Origin of the sequence: Sphingomonas sp. SORGH_AS_0438, from assembly GCF_031453475.1 — a bacterium.
Taxonomy (GTDB): Bacteria; Pseudomonadota; Alphaproteobacteria; order Sphingomonadales; family Sphingomonadaceae; genus Sphingomonas.
This window is the reverse complement of record NZ_JAVIZS010000001.1, coordinates 2,003,448-2,018,401: the sequence shown is the minus strand read 5'-3', so window position 1 is coordinate 2,018,401 and position 14,954 is coordinate 2,003,448. Positions and strand designations below refer to the sequence as shown.

The window sequence follows — 14,954 nt, the reverse complement described above, 5'->3', positions numbered from 1 at the left end:
GCTATGCCCGTTCGAGCGAACCGTGCGGTCGTCTCAATCCCGCCAGCTCCGATCGCGCCGGTCGACCAGCCGCACCATCGCGGCGAAGTCGGCCGCGCCGGGGCCGCCGGGGGCCTGGGCCTGGTGGATGTCGCGCTGGTGCGTGGCGATCACTTCGGGCGACACGACCAGGGGCCGGCCCATCGACAGGGTGGCGAGCTGGATCTCGCAGGCGCGCTGCAGCGACCAATGGCGGATGAACGCCTCGGGCAGGGTGCGGCCCATCACCAGGATGCCATGGTTGCGCAGCAGCATCGCGCGCCTCGACCCGAGATTCTCCAGCAGCCGCGCGCCCTCTTCGTCGCGCACCGTCACGCCCTCGAAGTCGTGATAGGCGATCTGCCCGGCGAAGTTGCAGGCGTAGAAGTTGACCGGCTGCAGCCCGCCCTCCAGCGAGCTGACCGCCATGCCCGCCGTGGTGTGCGTGTGCATGATGCAATGCGCATCGGGCAGGTGCCGGTGGAACAGCGCGTGCTGCACGAAGCCGGCGCGGTTGACCGGATAGGGGCTGTCATCCAGCGTGTTGCCGTCGATATCGATCTTGACCAGGCTCGACGCGGTCACTTCCGAAAAGTGCAGGCCGAACGGGTTGATCAGGAACGCACCCTCTTCGTCCGGCACCTTCACGGTGATGTGGTTGTAGATCATCTCGGACCAGCCGAGCAGGTCGAAGACGCGGTAGCAGGCGGCGAGCTGCTGGCGCGCCTCCCACTCGGCGGCGGTGCGACGCACGTCATGCGAAACGGCGGTAGCCATGGCACTCTCTCCTGTTTTGCCAGCAGCTTCGCACGATCCGGATACCATTGCCAGCACCACCGCCGCCCGTCATAGGCGGCCCAAATAACGAGGGGACCGGCCCAAATGGCCATGCATATCGACACCCAATCCACCGCCGCGCACGGCGATGCGCAGGCGGGGTATGACGCGCCCGACCTGCGCGTCTTCGTCTTCGCGCTGTTCTTCATCTTCGGTGGCATCACCAGCCTGAACGACATCATCATCCCGAAGCTGAAGGAGCTGTTCACGCTCGATCACGCGACGGCGATGCTGGTCCAGTCGGCCTTCTTCTTCGCCTATGCGCTGTTCTCGATCCCCGCGGCGGCGATCGTGCGCAAGGCGGGCTATATGCGCACCGCCTCGATCGGCCTGGTGACGATGACGCTGGGCTGCCTGGCCTTCATCCCGGCCTCCGCCAATGCCAGCTTCCCGCTGTTCCTCGGCGCGCTGTTCATCCTGGGGGCGGGCATCACCATCGTGCAGGTGGTCGCCAATCCACTGATCTCGCTGCTCGGCAAGCCGGAATCGGCGGCGGGGCGGTTGACCTTCGCGCAGGGCTTCAACTCGCTCGGCACCACGCTCTTCCCGCTGATCGGCTCGGCGATCATCCTGGGCGGGCTGGCGACGGTCGACCCGGCGACGCTGTCCGGCGCGGCGCTCGACGCCTATCGGGCCGAAAGCTCGCGGACGGTGGTCCACACCTATATCGGCCTCGCCATCGCGTTGCTGGTGATCGCCGGCGTCGTCTGGACCCGGCGCAACCGGCTGAACGAGGAGCAGGAGCATAGCGGCGGCATGTTCCACGCCTTCACCCTGCTGAAGCGCCCGCGCTTCGCGATGGGGACGGCGTGCATCTTCCTCTATGTCGGCGCGGAAGTCGCGATCGGTTCGCTGATCGTCAATTACCTGATGCAGCCGAGCGTGTTCGGGATCACCGACAAGGCGGCTGGCGATCATGTGCCCTTCTATTGGGGCGGCGCGCTGATCGGCCGGTTCATCGGTGCCTATATCCTGACCCGCATGTCGCCGGGCAAGGTGCTGGCCGGTGCGGCGACGGGTGCGATCGCGCTGCTGTTGATCTCCGCCAATACGCAGGGCGCGGTCAGCGGCTGGTCGCTGCTGGCGATCGGGCTGATGAACTCGATCATGTTCCCGACCATCTTCAGCCTGGCGAGCGAGGGGCTGGGCAAGCGCGCGGCCGAGGGTTCGGGCGTGATCGCCACCGCGATCGTCGGCGGCGCGGTGATCCCGTACCTGACCGGCAGCCTGGCCGATGCCAGCAACTCGCTCCACTTCGCGCTGACGCTGCCGGCGGTCTGCTATCTGTTGATCGCGGCCTATGGCCTCTATGCGCGGCGGTCAGTCGCCCTCGCCTGATCCCAGCATCGGGGCGGCGCGGTTGGTGACCAGCGCCGCCTCCGAAAAGCGGATCGGGGTGCGGACGCCGGGGACGGTCGACCCGTCCGGCCGCGCCGCATCGATCCGCATCGCGCGCGCGACCACCTGCGGATCGGCAAAGGCCTGGGCCACCGTGTTGATCGGCCCCGCCGGCACGCCCGCCGCCTCCAGCCGGGCGAGCAGATCGGCCTGGGAGAAGGCGCGCGTCGCCGCCTCGATCGCCGCGAACAGCGGTTCGCGATGTTCCAGCCGGAGCGCGTTGGTGGCATAGCGCGGATCGTCCGCCGGCAGGCCGACCGCCGCACAGAAGCGGCGATATTGCCCGTCATTGCCGACCGCCAGGATGAACCAGCCGTCCGCGCACGGGAAGACGGCATAGGGGCAGACGTTCAGATGCGCATTGCCGACCCGGGTCGGCACCTGTCCGCTGGCGAACCAGTTCATCGCCTGGTTGGCGAGCACGCCCGTCATCGTGTCGAGCAGCGCGAGGTCGATCCACTGGCCGCGCCCCGTCCGCTCGCGCATCAGCAGCGCCGACTGGATGGCGATGACCGCATAGAGGCCGGTCATGATATCGGCAAAGGCCACGCCGATCTTCTGCGGCGCGCCCGCCGGCTCGCCGGTCAGGTCCATGATCCCGCTCATGCCCTGGACGATGAAGTCGTATCCGGCGCGGGGGGCATAGGGGCCGTCCTGCCCGAAGCCGGTGATCGAGCAATAGATCAGCCGGGGATGATCGGCGGCGAGGCTGGCATGGTCGAGGCCGAAGCGGGCGAGGCCGCCGACCTTGAAATTCTCGATGACCACATCCGCCTCGGCGATCAGCGCCTTGACGCGCGCAAGGTCGGCCGGATCGGCGAAATCGGCGACGATCGACCGCTTGCCCCGGTTGCAGGCATGGAAATAGGCCGCGTCGCGCGTCCCGTCCGGATTGGTGATGAAGGGCGGGCCCCAGCCGCGCGTGTCGTCGCCGGCCGGCGCCTCGACCTTCACCACCTCCGCACCCAGATCGGCGAGCGTCTGCCCCGCCCAGGGGCCGGCGAGGATACGCGCCAGCTCGACGACCTTCAGGCCGGCGAGCGGGGCGGGGCGGACCGCGTCAGCGGGGGCGGTCATCAAAAAGCGGCGATGCCGGTGATCGCGCGGCCCAGGATCAGCGCATGGACGTCATGCGCCCCCTCATAGGTGTTGACCGTCTCCAGGTTCATCAGGTGGCGCATGACCTGATACTCGCCGGAGATGCCGTTGCCGCCATGCATGTCGCGCGCGGTGCGGGCGATATCCAGCGCCTTGCCGACATTGTTGCGCTTGACGATGGAGACCATTTCCGGTGCGAACCGCCCTTCGTCCATCAGCCGGCCGACGCGCAGGCTGGCCTGGAGGCCGAGCGCGATCTCCGTCTCCATGTCCGCCAGCTTCTTCTGGTAGAGCTGCCGCCCGGCGAGTGGGGTGCCGAACTGCTTGCGGTCGAGGCCATATTGCCGCGCCGCGTGGAAGCAGAACTCCGCCGCGCCCAGCGCGCCCCAGCTGATGCCGTAGCGCGCCCGGTTGAGGCAGCCGAACGGACCCTTCAACCCCTCGACATCGGGCAGCAGCGCGTCCTCGCCGACCTCCACCTCGTCCATCATCACCATGCCGGTGATCGAGGCGCGCAGCGACAGCTTGCCCTCGATCTTCGGCGTCTCCAGCCCCTTCATCCCCTTGGTCAGGATGAAGCCGCGGATCTTGCCGTCATGCGCGTCGGACTTGGCCCAGATGACGAAGACGTCGGCGATCGGCGCATTGCTGATCCAGGTCTTGGCGCCCGACAGGACGTAACCGCCATCGACCTTCTTCGCGCGCGTCGTCATGCCGCCGGGGTCGGAGCCGGCATCCGGCTCGGTCAGGCCGAAACAGCCGATATATTCGCCCGATGCCAGCTTGGGCAGGAATTGGCGCTTCTGCGCCTCCGACCCATAGGCATAGATGGGGTACATCACCAGGCTGGACTGGACGCTCATCATCGAGCGGTAGCCGCTGTCGATGCGCTCCACCTCGCGCGCGACCAGGCCATAGGCGACATAGCTCGCGCCGACGCCGCCATATTCCTCCGACACGGTCGGGCCGAGCAGTCCCAGCTCGCCCATCTCGCGGAAGATCGCGGGATCGGTATGTTCGTTCTGGAACGCTTCGACGATGCGGGGGGCGAGCCGGTCCTGCGCATAGGCTTGGGCCGTGTCGCGGATCATCCGCTCGTCCTCGGTCAGCTGATCGTCGAGCAGGAACGGGTCCGCCCAGTCGAACTTGCCCATGCCTGCCATGATCCGCTCCTGCTCTGCCGTCGTCTTTGAAGTCGCGGTACGGGCTTGGCGGGGCGTAAGCAAGGGGGGCGTCCGTGCTCCTGCGAAGGCAGGAGCACGGAGCCACGAACGCTATCGCTTGTGATCCTGGGCTCCTGCGTCCGCAGGAGCACGGGTCACAGCTTGAAGCTGAGCGTCGCGCGCAGGTCGCGGCCGCTGAGCGGGGCGAAGTCCTTGAGGACGCTGGCGTGGCGGCGGGCGTTCACGTCGAAGATGTTGTTCGCCGACAGGATCAGCGACGTGGCATTGTCGACGCCGAACGGCTTGAAGGCGACGCTGGCGTTGACCAGGGTGAAGCCGCGCGTCGCCGTCTCGAAGGGCGCGACGCGATCCTGCTTGAAGCTGTGCTCCACCTCGGCACGGGCGGTGACGCGGTCGCTCTGCGCCTCCAGGCCGCCGAGCAGGCGGAGCGGCGGGATGCGCGGCACCGGGCTGGTGTCGACCACCGTGGCATGGACCCAATCGCCGAGCAGGTCGGCATTGATCCGGGTGCCGCCGATCCGCGCTAGCGTGGCGGACCCCTGTGCCTCGAGCCCATAATAGCGGGCATCGGCCTGGTTGTACTGGAAGCAGGGCAGGTCGACCGTGCGACCCGATGGGGCCGCCGCCGCCTCGCAGACCGAGGATGCGACCTGGCTGTCATAGATATAGTTGCTGAACCAGTTGTAATAGGCCGAGGCGTCGAAGCTCCAGTTCGGACGATGCGCGTGCAGCGTCGCCTCCAGCCCCCAGCTCTTCTCCAGCCGGAAGTTCGGATTGCCCAGTTCATAGGCTTGCGTCCCGGCATGGGCGCCGTTGGCGAACAGTTCCTCGGCGGCGGGCGCACGCTCGGTGCGCGAGCCGTTCAGGCCGAGGCGGATGCCGTCCGCCAGCGCATAGGACGCGCCGAGCGATGCGGACACCGCCTCGAAATGCCGCCCGCCCTGGAAGAAGCGGGCATCGCCCTGCAGCGTGCGGGCGTCGACATTGGTCGTCTCGTAGCGCGCGCCGGCTTCGGCGCGGAAATCACCCAGGTTGAACTGTTGCAGCGTGAACAGGCCGACCTGGCTGGTCTCGTTCTTGGGCAGGAACGCCTCCTCGCCCTCCACGTCGAAGCGGCGGTTGAAGAACTGCACGCCCGACGCGCCCAGCCAGCCGCCGCGATCGGCCTGGACCAGCTCCAGCCGGCCCTCCAGCCCCTGGTTGAAGAATTGCGTGCCGACCTCGCCATTCTCCTCCAGCTCGCCATGCTGGTAATCGGCCATGGCGGCGCGGAGGCGGATCTTGTCGAAGATCTCGCCGCCGGTGTTCACCTCGGCGCGCAGATCGACCCGGTCCTGCTTCAGCTTGATGCGCGGGGCCTCCTGCTCCTGGCCCGGCGCGGTCGCGTAGCGAACGGGGACGCCGTAAAGGCTGTCATAATGGCTGTAGGATACGCCGAGCGAGCCGCCCTCGGTGATCAGCGCGCCGCCGACGCCGACATTCCAGGTCTCCGACGCAGTGTTGGGCAGGCGCCCTCGGATCGCGGCATTGGCGGCGAAGTCGATCGACTCCTCGCCGGCCTCCGCCGGCTGGGGCGGCAGCGCGGCGCTGGCCAAGGCGCGGGCGCGCTGCTCGCGCGACAGGGCATAGCCGCCGATCTTCAGGTTGTCGGTCTTGAGATAGGAGCCATCGGCATGGACGACGAACAGGTCGCCGATCGCCACATCGGTCGCGGCCGAGCCGGAGCGTTCGGTCGCCGCCGAGCCATAGGTGGCGTTGCCGGCGAGGCGATAGCCCTTCTCCGGAATGGAACGCGGGATGCGCGTGTCGATGACGTTGACGACGCCGCCGACTGCCGAGGAGCCGAACAGCAGCGCGGAGGGGCCGCGCAGCACCTCGACCCGCTCGGCGATCAGCGGGTTGATCGCCACCGCATGGTCGACCGAGGTGTTGGACACGTCGATCGAGCCGATGCCGTCGGTCAGGATGCGGATGCGCTCCCCCTGGAAACCGCGCAGCACGGGCCGCGAGGCGTTGGGGCCGAAGGAGGTCGCCGACACGCCGGGCTGACGGGTCAGCGTCTCGCCGATCGTCGGGCGCAGCGAGCGTTCCAATTCCTCGCCCGAGACGATGGTGGTGCCGGCGAGGACATCGGCCTCGCTCTGGCGGAAGGGGGCGGTGACGACGATATCGCGGCCCGGCGTCGCCCGGTTTGCATCGGCGGTATCGAGCGGCTGCGCCTCGACCGGGGCCGGCGCGTCGGCCGGGCCATGCGCCTGGACCGGGGCGACCGGCAGCGTGAGGGCGAGCGTGGCGACGCCGAGCAGCAAGCGGTGGTGGGACATGAACATAGGCTCCGCTGGAAGATTTCGGGCGCTGCCTATCGAGCATGTTACAACATATCAATGAATTTGGATGACGGAAATGGGACAGGGCTGCGGACCGTGTCCATTTCGCCACAGCTAAGGCCGGCCGTCAGGCGCGATCGGGATCGAGGGTGACCGCGGTCAGGATCAGCCGGTCGCCGTCGCGCGTCGCTGCCAGGTCGACGACCAGCAGGCCCGGCACCTGCCATTCGCGGGAATCGAGCGTGGCGAGCCAGTCGTCGAGGCTGGGGCTGGGCGGTGCCTGGAAGTGGAGGTGATGACGGGTCCCGTCGAACCCGGCGCTGCACCAGGCTAAGGCATGGCTGTCCGCCTCCAAGCCTTTGATCGCGCAGCCGGCAATCGAGGCATCGGCGACGATCGCCTGCCGGAGCCGGGCGGTCCCATCGCTAGGCCGGGTCATGCCTGATGCTCCCCGATGAAGCGTTCGATCCGCGTGCACATGTCCGGCCCCGGCTGGCGACCGCGTCGCAGGTCGAGCACCAATCGGGGATCGCCGACCGCGCGCCGGCCGAAGGTGGTGACCGGCATCCGCGTGGCGTGCAGATAGCGATCGATGATGGTGAGCAGCGACACGGACGCGAGCCTCCTGATTCTGGCCTATGTTCCTTATTTGTTCTGGCTGTTGCGGCTTGTCTAGGATTTTTCCTAGACTATCTTGCAAGGGTGATCCCGCAGGACGCCCGTGTCGCGCTCGACGCGCTTGCCCTGCGGGATGGGGTCAGCCTGTCCGCGCTGTCGCGGATGCTCGGGCGCAACCCGGCCTATCTCCAGCAATATATTAAGCGCGGCTCGCCCCGCAGTCTGGCGGAGGAGGATCGGCGGCGGCTGGCGGAGTTCTTCGGCGTCGCCGAGACGATGCTGGGCGGCGCGGCGGTCCAGGCGGAGCCGCGCTATCGACTGCCCCGCCTCGATCTCGCGGCATCGGCCGGGCCCGGTGCCTATGTCGATAGCGAGGTGGCGCAGGGCACCGAGACATTGGACCCGCAACTGGCGCGCCGCTTGCGGCTGGCGCCGGGGGCGGGCGCTATCCTGCGCGTGCGGGGCACATCGATGGAGCCGGCGCTGCTCGACGGCGACCATATCGTCATCGACACCGAGGAGCGCCAGCCGGACCGCAAGCCCGCCATCTTCGTGATCCGCATCGACGACACGCTGATGGTGAAGCGCGTGGCACGGCAGGGCGGATCGCTGGTGGTGCGGAGCGATCATCCCGACGCGCTGCCGGTGCCGGACGGTGCGGTCGCCGTGATCGGCCGCGTCGTCTGGCAGATGCGCGCCTGGCGCTAGAACGGCCGCGCCTTTAGCGCCGGTCGCGCAGCCACAGCAGCAGGGCGGCGGCGATGCCGATGGTGAGGCCGATCAGCACGCCGGGCGTCGCCTGGCCATAGAGAAAGCCGATGATTGCGCCCAAGAAGATTCCGGCGACGATCAGGATGCCGCCACCGGCGCGGGAAGGGGTCGGGCTGGCCATGCCACCTCCTGCCATGTCCCTGCACGGGACGCCAGTGGGCGAAATCCGTCCCTTTGTGGCACAGGTGGGACGGGAGGGACGGCGCCGGAACAGGGCGGTTTACCATCGATCGTCGCCGCATCCGCGCGATGGCGCGATCTGGCGCGGAACATGAGTGACGGGTGGCGATGACCGACCTGCCAGCACCTGCCGCCGACCTTCTTCCCTATATCGCCGATCGTGCCGAGCTGGCGCTGGCGACCGACCTGATCGAGCAGCTCGGCCTGGAGGCCGCGCGCGAGGCGCGGGTCCGGGCCAATCGCAGCCGCGACCTGGGCAATCACCTGCATTTCTGTCGCTGGCGGCAGGTCGAGCGACTGGCCCGCCTGCTGAGCGACCCGGTCCCGGTGGGCACCGTACATTAAGCATTGATCGCACGCCGTTCCGACCGTTTTCGGGACTGTCGCTCCGGTTCGGTCGCGGCTAGGAACGGCGCATGTCGTTCCGCGCCGGGCGGGCGGGTCGCGGGGCGGCCGCCGCGTGTCTATGCCTGATCCCGTCCCTCGCCTGGGGCCAGAGCGCGCCGGCGCCGGCTGCCGCGCCGTCGCCGGTGCAGACGCCGGAGGAGGATCTCGACCCCAATTCGCCGCTCGCCCCGCTGCCCGATCTCGGCGTCGCCTGGCCCGACCTCGCCACCGCGCCGGGCGCACCGACCAGCGCGGTCGCCGCCACCGACGGCGTCGCCGAGCGGCGCTATGGCTGGCGCGTGGATGGGATCGATGGCATCGGCTCGCCGCTGCTTCGCCAGCGCTTCGACCAGAATTCCACGCTCAAGGCCCATGCCGGCCAGCCTGCCAACGCCGCCCAGCTCGACCGACGCGCGGCGGAGGATTCGGCGCTGCTGGTCACGCTGTTGCGGGCCGAGGGCTATTATGATGCGCGCGTCAACGTGGCCGTCGAGCCAGGGCCCCGGCCGCAGGTGGTGCTGGCGGCCGAACCGGGGGGGCTCTATCGCTTCGACCGGGTGACGCTGGCGGGCGTCGACCATGCCGGTGACAAGTCCGATGCGCTGACCCGGGCCTTCGGCATCAAGCCGGGCGATCCGGTCGACGCCGATGCGGTGGTCGCCGCCGATACGCGGCTGACCGGTGCGGTCGGGCGGGACGGCTTCCCCTTCGCGAGCGTCGGCGCGCCGGAGATCGTGGTCGATCACGCCACCCGCACCGCCACGCTCGACCTGTCGGTGCGGCCGGGCGGCGAGCGACGGTTCGGCGATATCGTCGCGCTGCCCGGCAATCGGGTGTTCGGGCCCGACCATGTCGCGGAGATCGCCCGCTTCCATCGGGGCGAGCCGTTCGACCAGACGCGGGTCGACGATCTGCGCCGCGCATTGATCCAGACCAGCCTGGTCTCGGCCGTCGAGCTGAAGCCGGTCGAGGGGCGGGTGCCCGGCACCGTCGACCTCGCCGTCAAGCTCGATCCCGCGCCGCCCCGGACCGTCGCCGCCGAACTGGGCTATGGCACGGGCGAGGGCGCCCGGCTGGAGAGCAGCTGGACGCACCGCAACCTGTTCCCGCCCGAGGGTGCGCTGACCATCCGCAGCGTGCTGGGCACGCAGGAGCAATTGTCGTCGCTGGTCTATCGCCGCAACAACTATAAGGGCCGCGACCGGGTGCTGACGCTCCAGGTCGCGCTCGCCCACCAGAACCGCACCGCCTATGAGGCGCGCACCACTTCGCTGTCGGGCGCGCTGGAGCGGCAGACCAACATCTTCTTCCAGAAGACCTGGACCTGGTCGCTGGGCGCGGAACTGCTCGCCTCGGACGAGCGCGACGTGATCGTGGCGACGGGCCAGCCGCGTCGCCGCACCTTCCTGATCGGTGCGCTGCCGACCAGCCTGGTCTATGACGGCACCGACGACCTGCTCAATCCCAGCCAGGGTTTCCGCCTGGGCGGGCGGTTCAGCCCGGAGGCGTCGTTGCAGGGGTCGGTGTTCGGCTATGCCCGGACCCAGCTGGACGCCAGCGTCTATCGGACGGTGCGGCCCGGCGTGGTGCTGGCGGCGCGGACCCGGCTGGGCACGATCGCCGGCGCGCCGCGCGATGCGGTCGCCCCGTCGCGGCGCTTCTATGCCGGCGGCGGCGCCTCGGTGCGCGGCTATGGCTATCAGGATATCGGCCCGCGCGACCCCAATAACGCACCGATCGGCGGGCGCAGCCTGACCGAATTCTCCATCGAGGCGCGGGTGAAGGCGTTCGGCAATTTCGGGGTCGTGCCCTTTCTGGACGCCGGCAATATCTATACCAGCCCGCTGCCGCGCTTCACCGGGCTGCAATATGGCGCGGGGCTGGGCGTGCGCTATTACTCGAATTTCGGGCCGATCCGCCTCGATGTCGGGACGCCGCTCAATCCGCAGCCGGGCGACTCGCGGATCGCCGTCTATGTCTCGCTGGGACAGGCGTTTTGAGACGCGCCGCGCGCTGGATCGGCTGGCTGGCCTGCGCGCTGCTGGCGATCATGCTGGCGGCGCTGGTGCTGGTCGACACCCCTTGGGGCCATGCGCAGGTCGCCGAGCGGATCGGCGCGATCCGGACCGCCAACGGCCTGCGCTTCACGGTCGGGCGGATCGACGGGTCGCTCTATTCGGGCACGCGGATCAGGAATTTGCGCGTCTACGACCTGGACGGGCTGGTGTTCGACGCGCCCGATGTCGCGCTCGACTGGTCGCCGGTGCGCTGGTTCGGGGGCGAACTCGCGATCCGGCGGCTCGCCATCCCGCAGGCGATGCTGCACCATGTGCCGCATACGCGCCCGACCGGGCGGCGCGGGCCGATCCTGCCCGATTTCGACATCCATATCGGCGCGCTGGGTGTCGACCGGCTGGTGCTGGCGCGGCCGGTGCTGGGCCGCGAGCGGGTCGGGTCGCTGCGCGGGCTGGCCGATATCCGGTCCGGCCGTGCGCTGGTGCGGCTGGACGGCGTGGTGCAGGGGAGCGACCGGCTGCGCCTGCGGATCGATGCCGAGCCCGATCGCGACCGGTTCGATATCGATGTCGATGCGGCGGGGGCGACCGGCGGCGTGCTGGCGCGCGCGATCGGCGCGCGGGCCCCGGTGCGGCTGACCGTCGGCGGTGACGGCCGCTGGCAACGCTGGCGCGGACAGGCGCGGGCCTGGACCGGGAATACGAGGCTGCTCGACCTGGGGCTGGCGGCGGAGGCGGGGCGCTACACCATGTCCGGAACGGTCGCGCCGGCCTCGCTGCTGACGGGCAAGGCGCAACGCCTGACCGCGCCGCGCCTGCTGGTCAACGGCACGGCGACGCTGGAGAACAGGCGGCTCGACGGGCGGCTGGCGCTGCGCTCGGCCGCGCTGGCGCTCGATCTGGAGGGCGTGGCGGACCTCGCCGGCAATCGCTGGGGCAATCTGAAGATCGCCGGCCGGCTGCTGCGCCCGGCGGCGCTGTTCCCCAACATGACCGGACGCGGGATCACGCTGCGCGCGGTGCTTGACGGACCGTTCGACACCGCCCGCTTCGACTATCGCCTGGCCGCCGACCGGCTGGCCTTCGACCAGACCGGCTTCGAACAGGTGCGCGCGGCGGGCAGCGGCCGGCTGTCGCCCGCGCCGGTGACGGTGCCGATCCGGCTGGCGGCGGCGCGGGTGACCGGGGTCGGCACGGTGGCGGGCGGCATCCTGCGCAATCTGCGCGTCGACGGTGCGTTGCGGGTCACCCCGACCCAGATCATCGGCGATCCGCTGCACGTCCGCTCCGACAAGCTCAGCGGCCGGATCGGCCTGGTGCTCGACCTGCGCACCGGCCGCTATGAGGTGGCGGTGACCGGCGGGCTGGGGCGCTATCTGATCCCCGGCCTGGGCGTGGTCGACGTCCAGTCGCAACTGACGCTGGTGCCCGGCGCGAACGGTCATGGCGTGCGGCTGGTCGGGCGCGGGCAGGCGGTGGTACGGCGGCTGGACAACGCCTTTTTCCGCTCGCTGACCGGCGGCCTGCCGCGCCTGACCGCCGGGCTGGAGCGGGGGCCGGACGGCATCCTCCACTTCCACGACCTGCGATTGGTGTCGCCCGGCCTGACGCTGGCCGGCCAGGGCTATCGCCGCCGCGACGGCAGCTTCCATTTTGAGGGCGGCGGCCGCCAGGCCAGCTATGGCCCGGTGACGTTGGTGCTGGACGGCGACATCGCGCGCCCGACGCTCGATCTGCGGTTCCAGCGGCCGAACGCGGCGCTGGGCCTGTCGAGCGTCGTCGCGCATCTCGATCCGACGCCGCAGGGCTATGGCTTCACGGCGAATGGCGGCTCGCGGCTGGGGCCGTTCCGCGCGAGCGGCGCGATCCTGCTGCCGAGCGGAGGTGCGGCGAGCATCGTGATCGGCGCGCTCGACGTATCGGGGACGCGCGCCAGCGGGACGCTCGGCATCGTGACCGGCGGCTTCGACGGCCGCCTGACGGTCGCGGGTGGCGGTCTGGCCGGCACGATCGGTTTCGCGCCGGCCGGCAGCATCCAGCGGGTCGAGGTACATCTGACCGCGCGCGACGCGCGACTGGCGGGCGGCAGCGTGCGCCAAGGCCGCCTGGACGCGGTGGCGCTGCTCGATCCCGCCGGTACCGATGTGCAGGGCAGCGCCAGCGGCATCGGCCTGCGCTATGGCGCGGTGTCGCTGGCGCGCTTCACCGGTTCCGCCGCGCTGACCGATGGACTGGGCGAGGTGCGCGCGGGGGTCGCCGGTTCGCGCGGCCGAGCGTTCGACCTCCAGACGGTGACCCGGATCGAGCGCGACCGCTATGTGGTGCGCGCGCAGGGCACGCTCGACAAGCGGCCGATCCAGCTCACCACCCCCGCCACCTTGGTGCGCGAGGGCACGGCGCTGCGGTTGCAGCCGACCGGCCTCGCCTTTGCCGGCGGCGAGGCGACCGTGTCGGGCCGGTTGGGCGAGGACGGGATCGAGGCGCAGGCGGCGCTGACCCGTATGCCGATGTCGATCCTGGATATCGGCTTTCCGGGGCTGGGTTTGTCGGGCAGCGCCTCGGGCACGCTCCGCTATGCGGCGGCGGCGGGCGGACCGCCGACCGGCGCGGTCGACCTGACCCTGCGCGGCGTGTCGCGGTCGGGGCTGGTCCTGACCTCCGCACCGATCGATATCGGGGTGGCGGGCGTGCTGCGCGCCGATCGCGCCGGCCTGCGCGCGGTGGTGGCATCCGGCGGCCGCACGATCGGGCGGGCGCAGGCGCAGCTCGCGCCGCTCGGCTCGGGCGATCTCGCCAGCCGGATCGGCAATGCGGCGCTGTTCGCGCAGCTCCGTTATGCCGGCCCGGCCGATACGCTGTGGCGGCTGACCGGCGTGGAGTTGTTCGACCTGTCCGGCCCCGTCGCGATCGGCGCGGACGTGACCGGGCGGCTGGCCGCGCCGGTGATCCGGGGCGTGGTGCGGGCGAATGGCGCGCGGATCGAGAGCGCGACCACCGGCACGCTGCTGACCAATGTCCAGGCGACCGGCCGGTTCGGCGGATCGCGGCTGGTCATCGATCGCTTCGCCGCCGCCGCCGGAAAGGACGGGCGCGTGACGGGCAGCGGCCTGTTCGACTTCGCCGCGCCCAAGGGGCTGGGGCTCGACCTGCGGCTCAATGCCGACAATGCGGTGATGATCGCCCGCGACGATATCGGCGCGACCGTCACCGGACCCCTGCGCTTCCAGTCGGACGGGGCGGGCGGCACCATCTCGGGCGATGTGGTGCTCAACCGCAGCCGCTATCGTCTGGGCCAGGCGAGCGCCGCCACCGCCGCGCCGCAGCTCAACGTCCGCGAGATCAACCTGCCGGGCGGCGACGTGGCCGACGACGCGCCGCCCGCGCCCTGGACGCTGGCGCTGAACGCCCGCGCCCGGAACGGCGTCATGGTCAGCGGCTTGGGCCTGACCAGCGAATGGTCCGCTGACCTGAAGATCGGGGGGCAGCCGACCAATCCCTCGATCACCGGCCGCGCCAACCTGATCCGCGGCGATGTGGAGTTTGCCGGGCGCGATTTCGAACTGGCGCGCGGCGTGATCCGCTTCGACGGGCAGACCCCCGCCAATCCCGCGCTCGACATCGCCGCCAATGCCGACAGCACCGGGCTGAACGCGACGATCCGCGTCACCGGCACCGCGCTGAAGCCGGAGATCGGCTTCACCAGCGTGCCCGCCCTGCCGGAGGATGAATTGCTGTCGCGGCTGCTGTTCGGCACATCGATCACCAACCTGTCCGCGCCGGAAGCCCTGCAACTGGCGGCGGCGGTGGCGGCGTTGCAGGACGGCGGCAATGGCCTGAACCCGATCAACGCGATACGTCGCGCGGCAGGGCTGGACCGCCTCCGCATCCTGCCCGCCGATCCGCAGACCGGGCAGGGCACGTCGGTGGCGGCGGGCAAATTCGTGACGCGGCGGCTCTATGCCGAGATCATCACCGACGGGCAGGGCTATTCCGCGACCCAGGTGGAGTTCCAGGTGACTCGCTGGCTGTCAATCCTGTCGTCCATCTCGACGCTGGGGCGGCAGAGCGTCAACGTGCGGGTGTCGCGGGATTATTGAGGGCCGGTCGGTCGGCCCGGCGTC

The 14,954-nt window shown here is 70.1% G+C and carries 12 protein-coding genes; 5 read left to right on the top strand and 7 right to left on the bottom strand.

Annotation, left to right across the window (positions count from 1 at the left end; all coding sequences use genetic code 11):
- Nucleotides 1-33: 33 nt before the first annotated feature.
- On the bottom strand, nucleotides 34-795 hold the full coding sequence (locus tag QE452_RS09305; protein ID WP_309658054.1) for a class II aldolase/adducin family protein: 762 nt from the start codon (nucleotides 793-795) through the stop codon (nucleotides 34-36).
- A 105-nt stretch (nucleotides 796-900) separates the two neighbouring features.
- On the opposite strand from QE452_RS09305, the gene QE452_RS09300 reads away from it, so the two are divergent.
- Complete coding sequence (locus QE452_RS09300) at nucleotides 901-2,193, top strand: sugar MFS transporter (protein WP_309658055.1); 1,293 nt, start codon at nucleotides 901-903, stop codon at nucleotides 2,191-2,193.
- Here the strand turns inward: QE452_RS09300 and QE452_RS09295 are convergent.
- The 5 genes from QE452_RS09295 to QE452_RS09275 all read right to left on the bottom strand — a co-directional run bounded on the left by QE452_RS09295 (nucleotide 2,176) and on the right by QE452_RS09275 (nucleotide 7,474).
- Nucleotides 2,176-3,330 carry a CoA transferase gene (locus QE452_RS09295; protein WP_309658056.1) on the bottom strand — a complete coding sequence of 385 codons (1,155 nt, stop codon included), beginning with the start codon at nucleotides 3,328-3,330 and terminating at the stop codon, nucleotides 2,176-2,178. The genes QE452_RS09300 and QE452_RS09295 overlap by 18 nt on opposite strands.
- Nucleotides 3,330-4,514, bottom strand: a complete 1,185-nt coding sequence (locus QE452_RS09290) for an acyl-CoA dehydrogenase (protein ID WP_309658057.1) — start codon at nucleotides 4,512-4,514, stop codon at nucleotides 3,330-3,332. The genes QE452_RS09295 and QE452_RS09290 overlap by 1 nt, the downstream gene beginning before the upstream one ends.
- Nucleotides 4,515-4,669: 155 nt before the next feature.
- Nucleotides 4,670-6,859 carry a TonB-dependent receptor domain-containing protein gene (locus QE452_RS09285; protein WP_309658058.1) on the bottom strand — a complete coding sequence of 730 codons (2,190 nt, stop codon included), beginning with the start codon at nucleotides 6,857-6,859 and terminating at the stop codon, nucleotides 4,670-4,672.
- Nucleotides 6,860-6,989: 130 nt separating this feature from the next.
- Nucleotides 6,990-7,301 (bottom strand): hypothetical protein, encoded by a 312-nt coding sequence (locus tag QE452_RS09280; protein WP_309658059.1) that lies wholly within the window; start codon nucleotides 7,299-7,301, stop codon nucleotides 6,990-6,992.
- Nucleotides 7,298-7,474: a hypothetical protein gene (locus QE452_RS09275; RefSeq protein ID WP_164523495.1), complete on the bottom strand. Its 177-nt coding sequence runs from the start codon at nucleotides 7,472-7,474 to the stop codon at nucleotides 7,298-7,300. Before QE452_RS09275 ends, QE452_RS09280 begins: the two co-directional genes overlap by 4 nt.
- 90 nt (nucleotides 7,475-7,564) lie before the next feature.
- Between QE452_RS09275 and QE452_RS09270 the strand changes: the two genes are divergently transcribed.
- Complete coding sequence (locus QE452_RS09270; protein WP_309658060.1) at nucleotides 7,565-8,188, top strand: S24 family peptidase; 624 nt, start codon at nucleotides 7,565-7,567, stop codon at nucleotides 8,186-8,188.
- 13 nt (nucleotides 8,189-8,201) lie between these two features.
- On the opposite strand, the gene QE452_RS09265 is transcribed toward QE452_RS09270, so the two are convergent.
- Nucleotides 8,202-8,372, bottom strand: coding sequence for a hypothetical protein (locus tag QE452_RS09265; RefSeq protein WP_164523494.1), 171 nt, complete (start codon nucleotides 8,370-8,372; stop codon nucleotides 8,202-8,204).
- A gap of 167 nt (nucleotides 8,373-8,539) precedes the next feature.
- Here QE452_RS09265 and QE452_RS09260 point away from each other — a divergent pair, with 167 nt between their 5' ends.
- From QE452_RS09260 to QE452_RS09250, 3 genes are all read left to right on the top strand, one after another.
- Nucleotides 8,540-8,776, top strand: a complete 237-nt coding sequence (locus tag QE452_RS09260; protein ID WP_309658061.1) for a hypothetical protein — start codon at nucleotides 8,540-8,542, stop codon at nucleotides 8,774-8,776.
- Nucleotides 8,777-8,847: 71 nt separating this feature from the next.
- Complete coding sequence (locus QE452_RS09255; RefSeq protein ID WP_309658062.1) at nucleotides 8,848-10,818, top strand: autotransporter assembly complex family protein; 1,971 nt, start codon at nucleotides 8,848-8,850, stop codon at nucleotides 10,816-10,818.
- 50 nt (nucleotides 10,819-10,868) lie between these two features.
- The gene (locus QE452_RS09250; protein WP_309658142.1) at nucleotides 10,869-14,930 is read left to right on the top strand and encodes a translocation/assembly module TamB domain-containing protein; all 4,062 of its coding nucleotides are present in this window, start codon (nucleotides 10,869-10,871) and stop codon (nucleotides 14,928-14,930) included.
- Nucleotides 14,931-14,954: the final 24 nt, after the last annotated feature.

Excerpts from the sequence above, each read along its gene's own strand:
- QE452_RS09305 (WP_309658054.1), bottom strand. The coding sequence starts at position 795 with ATGGCTACCGCCGTTTCGCATGACGTGCGTCGCACCGCCGCCGAGTGG.
- QE452_RS09300 (WP_309658055.1), top strand. The coding sequence starts at position 901 with ATGGCCATGCATATCGACACCCAATCCACCGCCGCGCACGGCGATGCG.
- QE452_RS09295 (WP_309658056.1), bottom strand. The coding sequence starts at position 3,330 with ATGACCGCCCCCGCTGACGCGGTCCGCCCCGCCCCGCTCGCCGGCCTG.
- QE452_RS09290 (WP_309658057.1), bottom strand. The coding sequence starts at position 4,514 with ATGGCAGGCATGGGCAAGTTCGACTGGGCGGACCCGTTCCTGCTCGAC.
- QE452_RS09285 (WP_309658058.1), bottom strand. The coding sequence starts at position 6,859 with ATGTCCCACCACCGCTTGCTGCTCGGCGTCGCCACGCTCGCCCTCACG.
- QE452_RS09280 (WP_309658059.1), bottom strand. The coding sequence starts at position 7,301 with ATGACCCGGCCTAGCGATGGGACCGCCCGGCTCCGGCAGGCGATCGTC.
- QE452_RS09265 (WP_164523494.1), bottom strand. The coding sequence starts at position 8,372 with ATGGCCAGCCCGACCCCTTCCCGCGCCGGTGGCGGCATCCTGATCGTC.
- QE452_RS09260 (WP_309658061.1), top strand. The coding sequence starts at position 8,540 with ATGACCGACCTGCCAGCACCTGCCGCCGACCTTCTTCCCTATATCGCC.
- QE452_RS09255 (WP_309658062.1), top strand. The coding sequence starts at position 8,848 with ATGTCGTTCCGCGCCGGGCGGGCGGGTCGCGGGGCGGCCGCCGCGTGT.
- QE452_RS09250 (WP_309658142.1), top strand. The coding sequence starts at position 10,869 with ATGCTGGCGGCGCTGGTGCTGGTCGACACCCCTTGGGGCCATGCGCAG.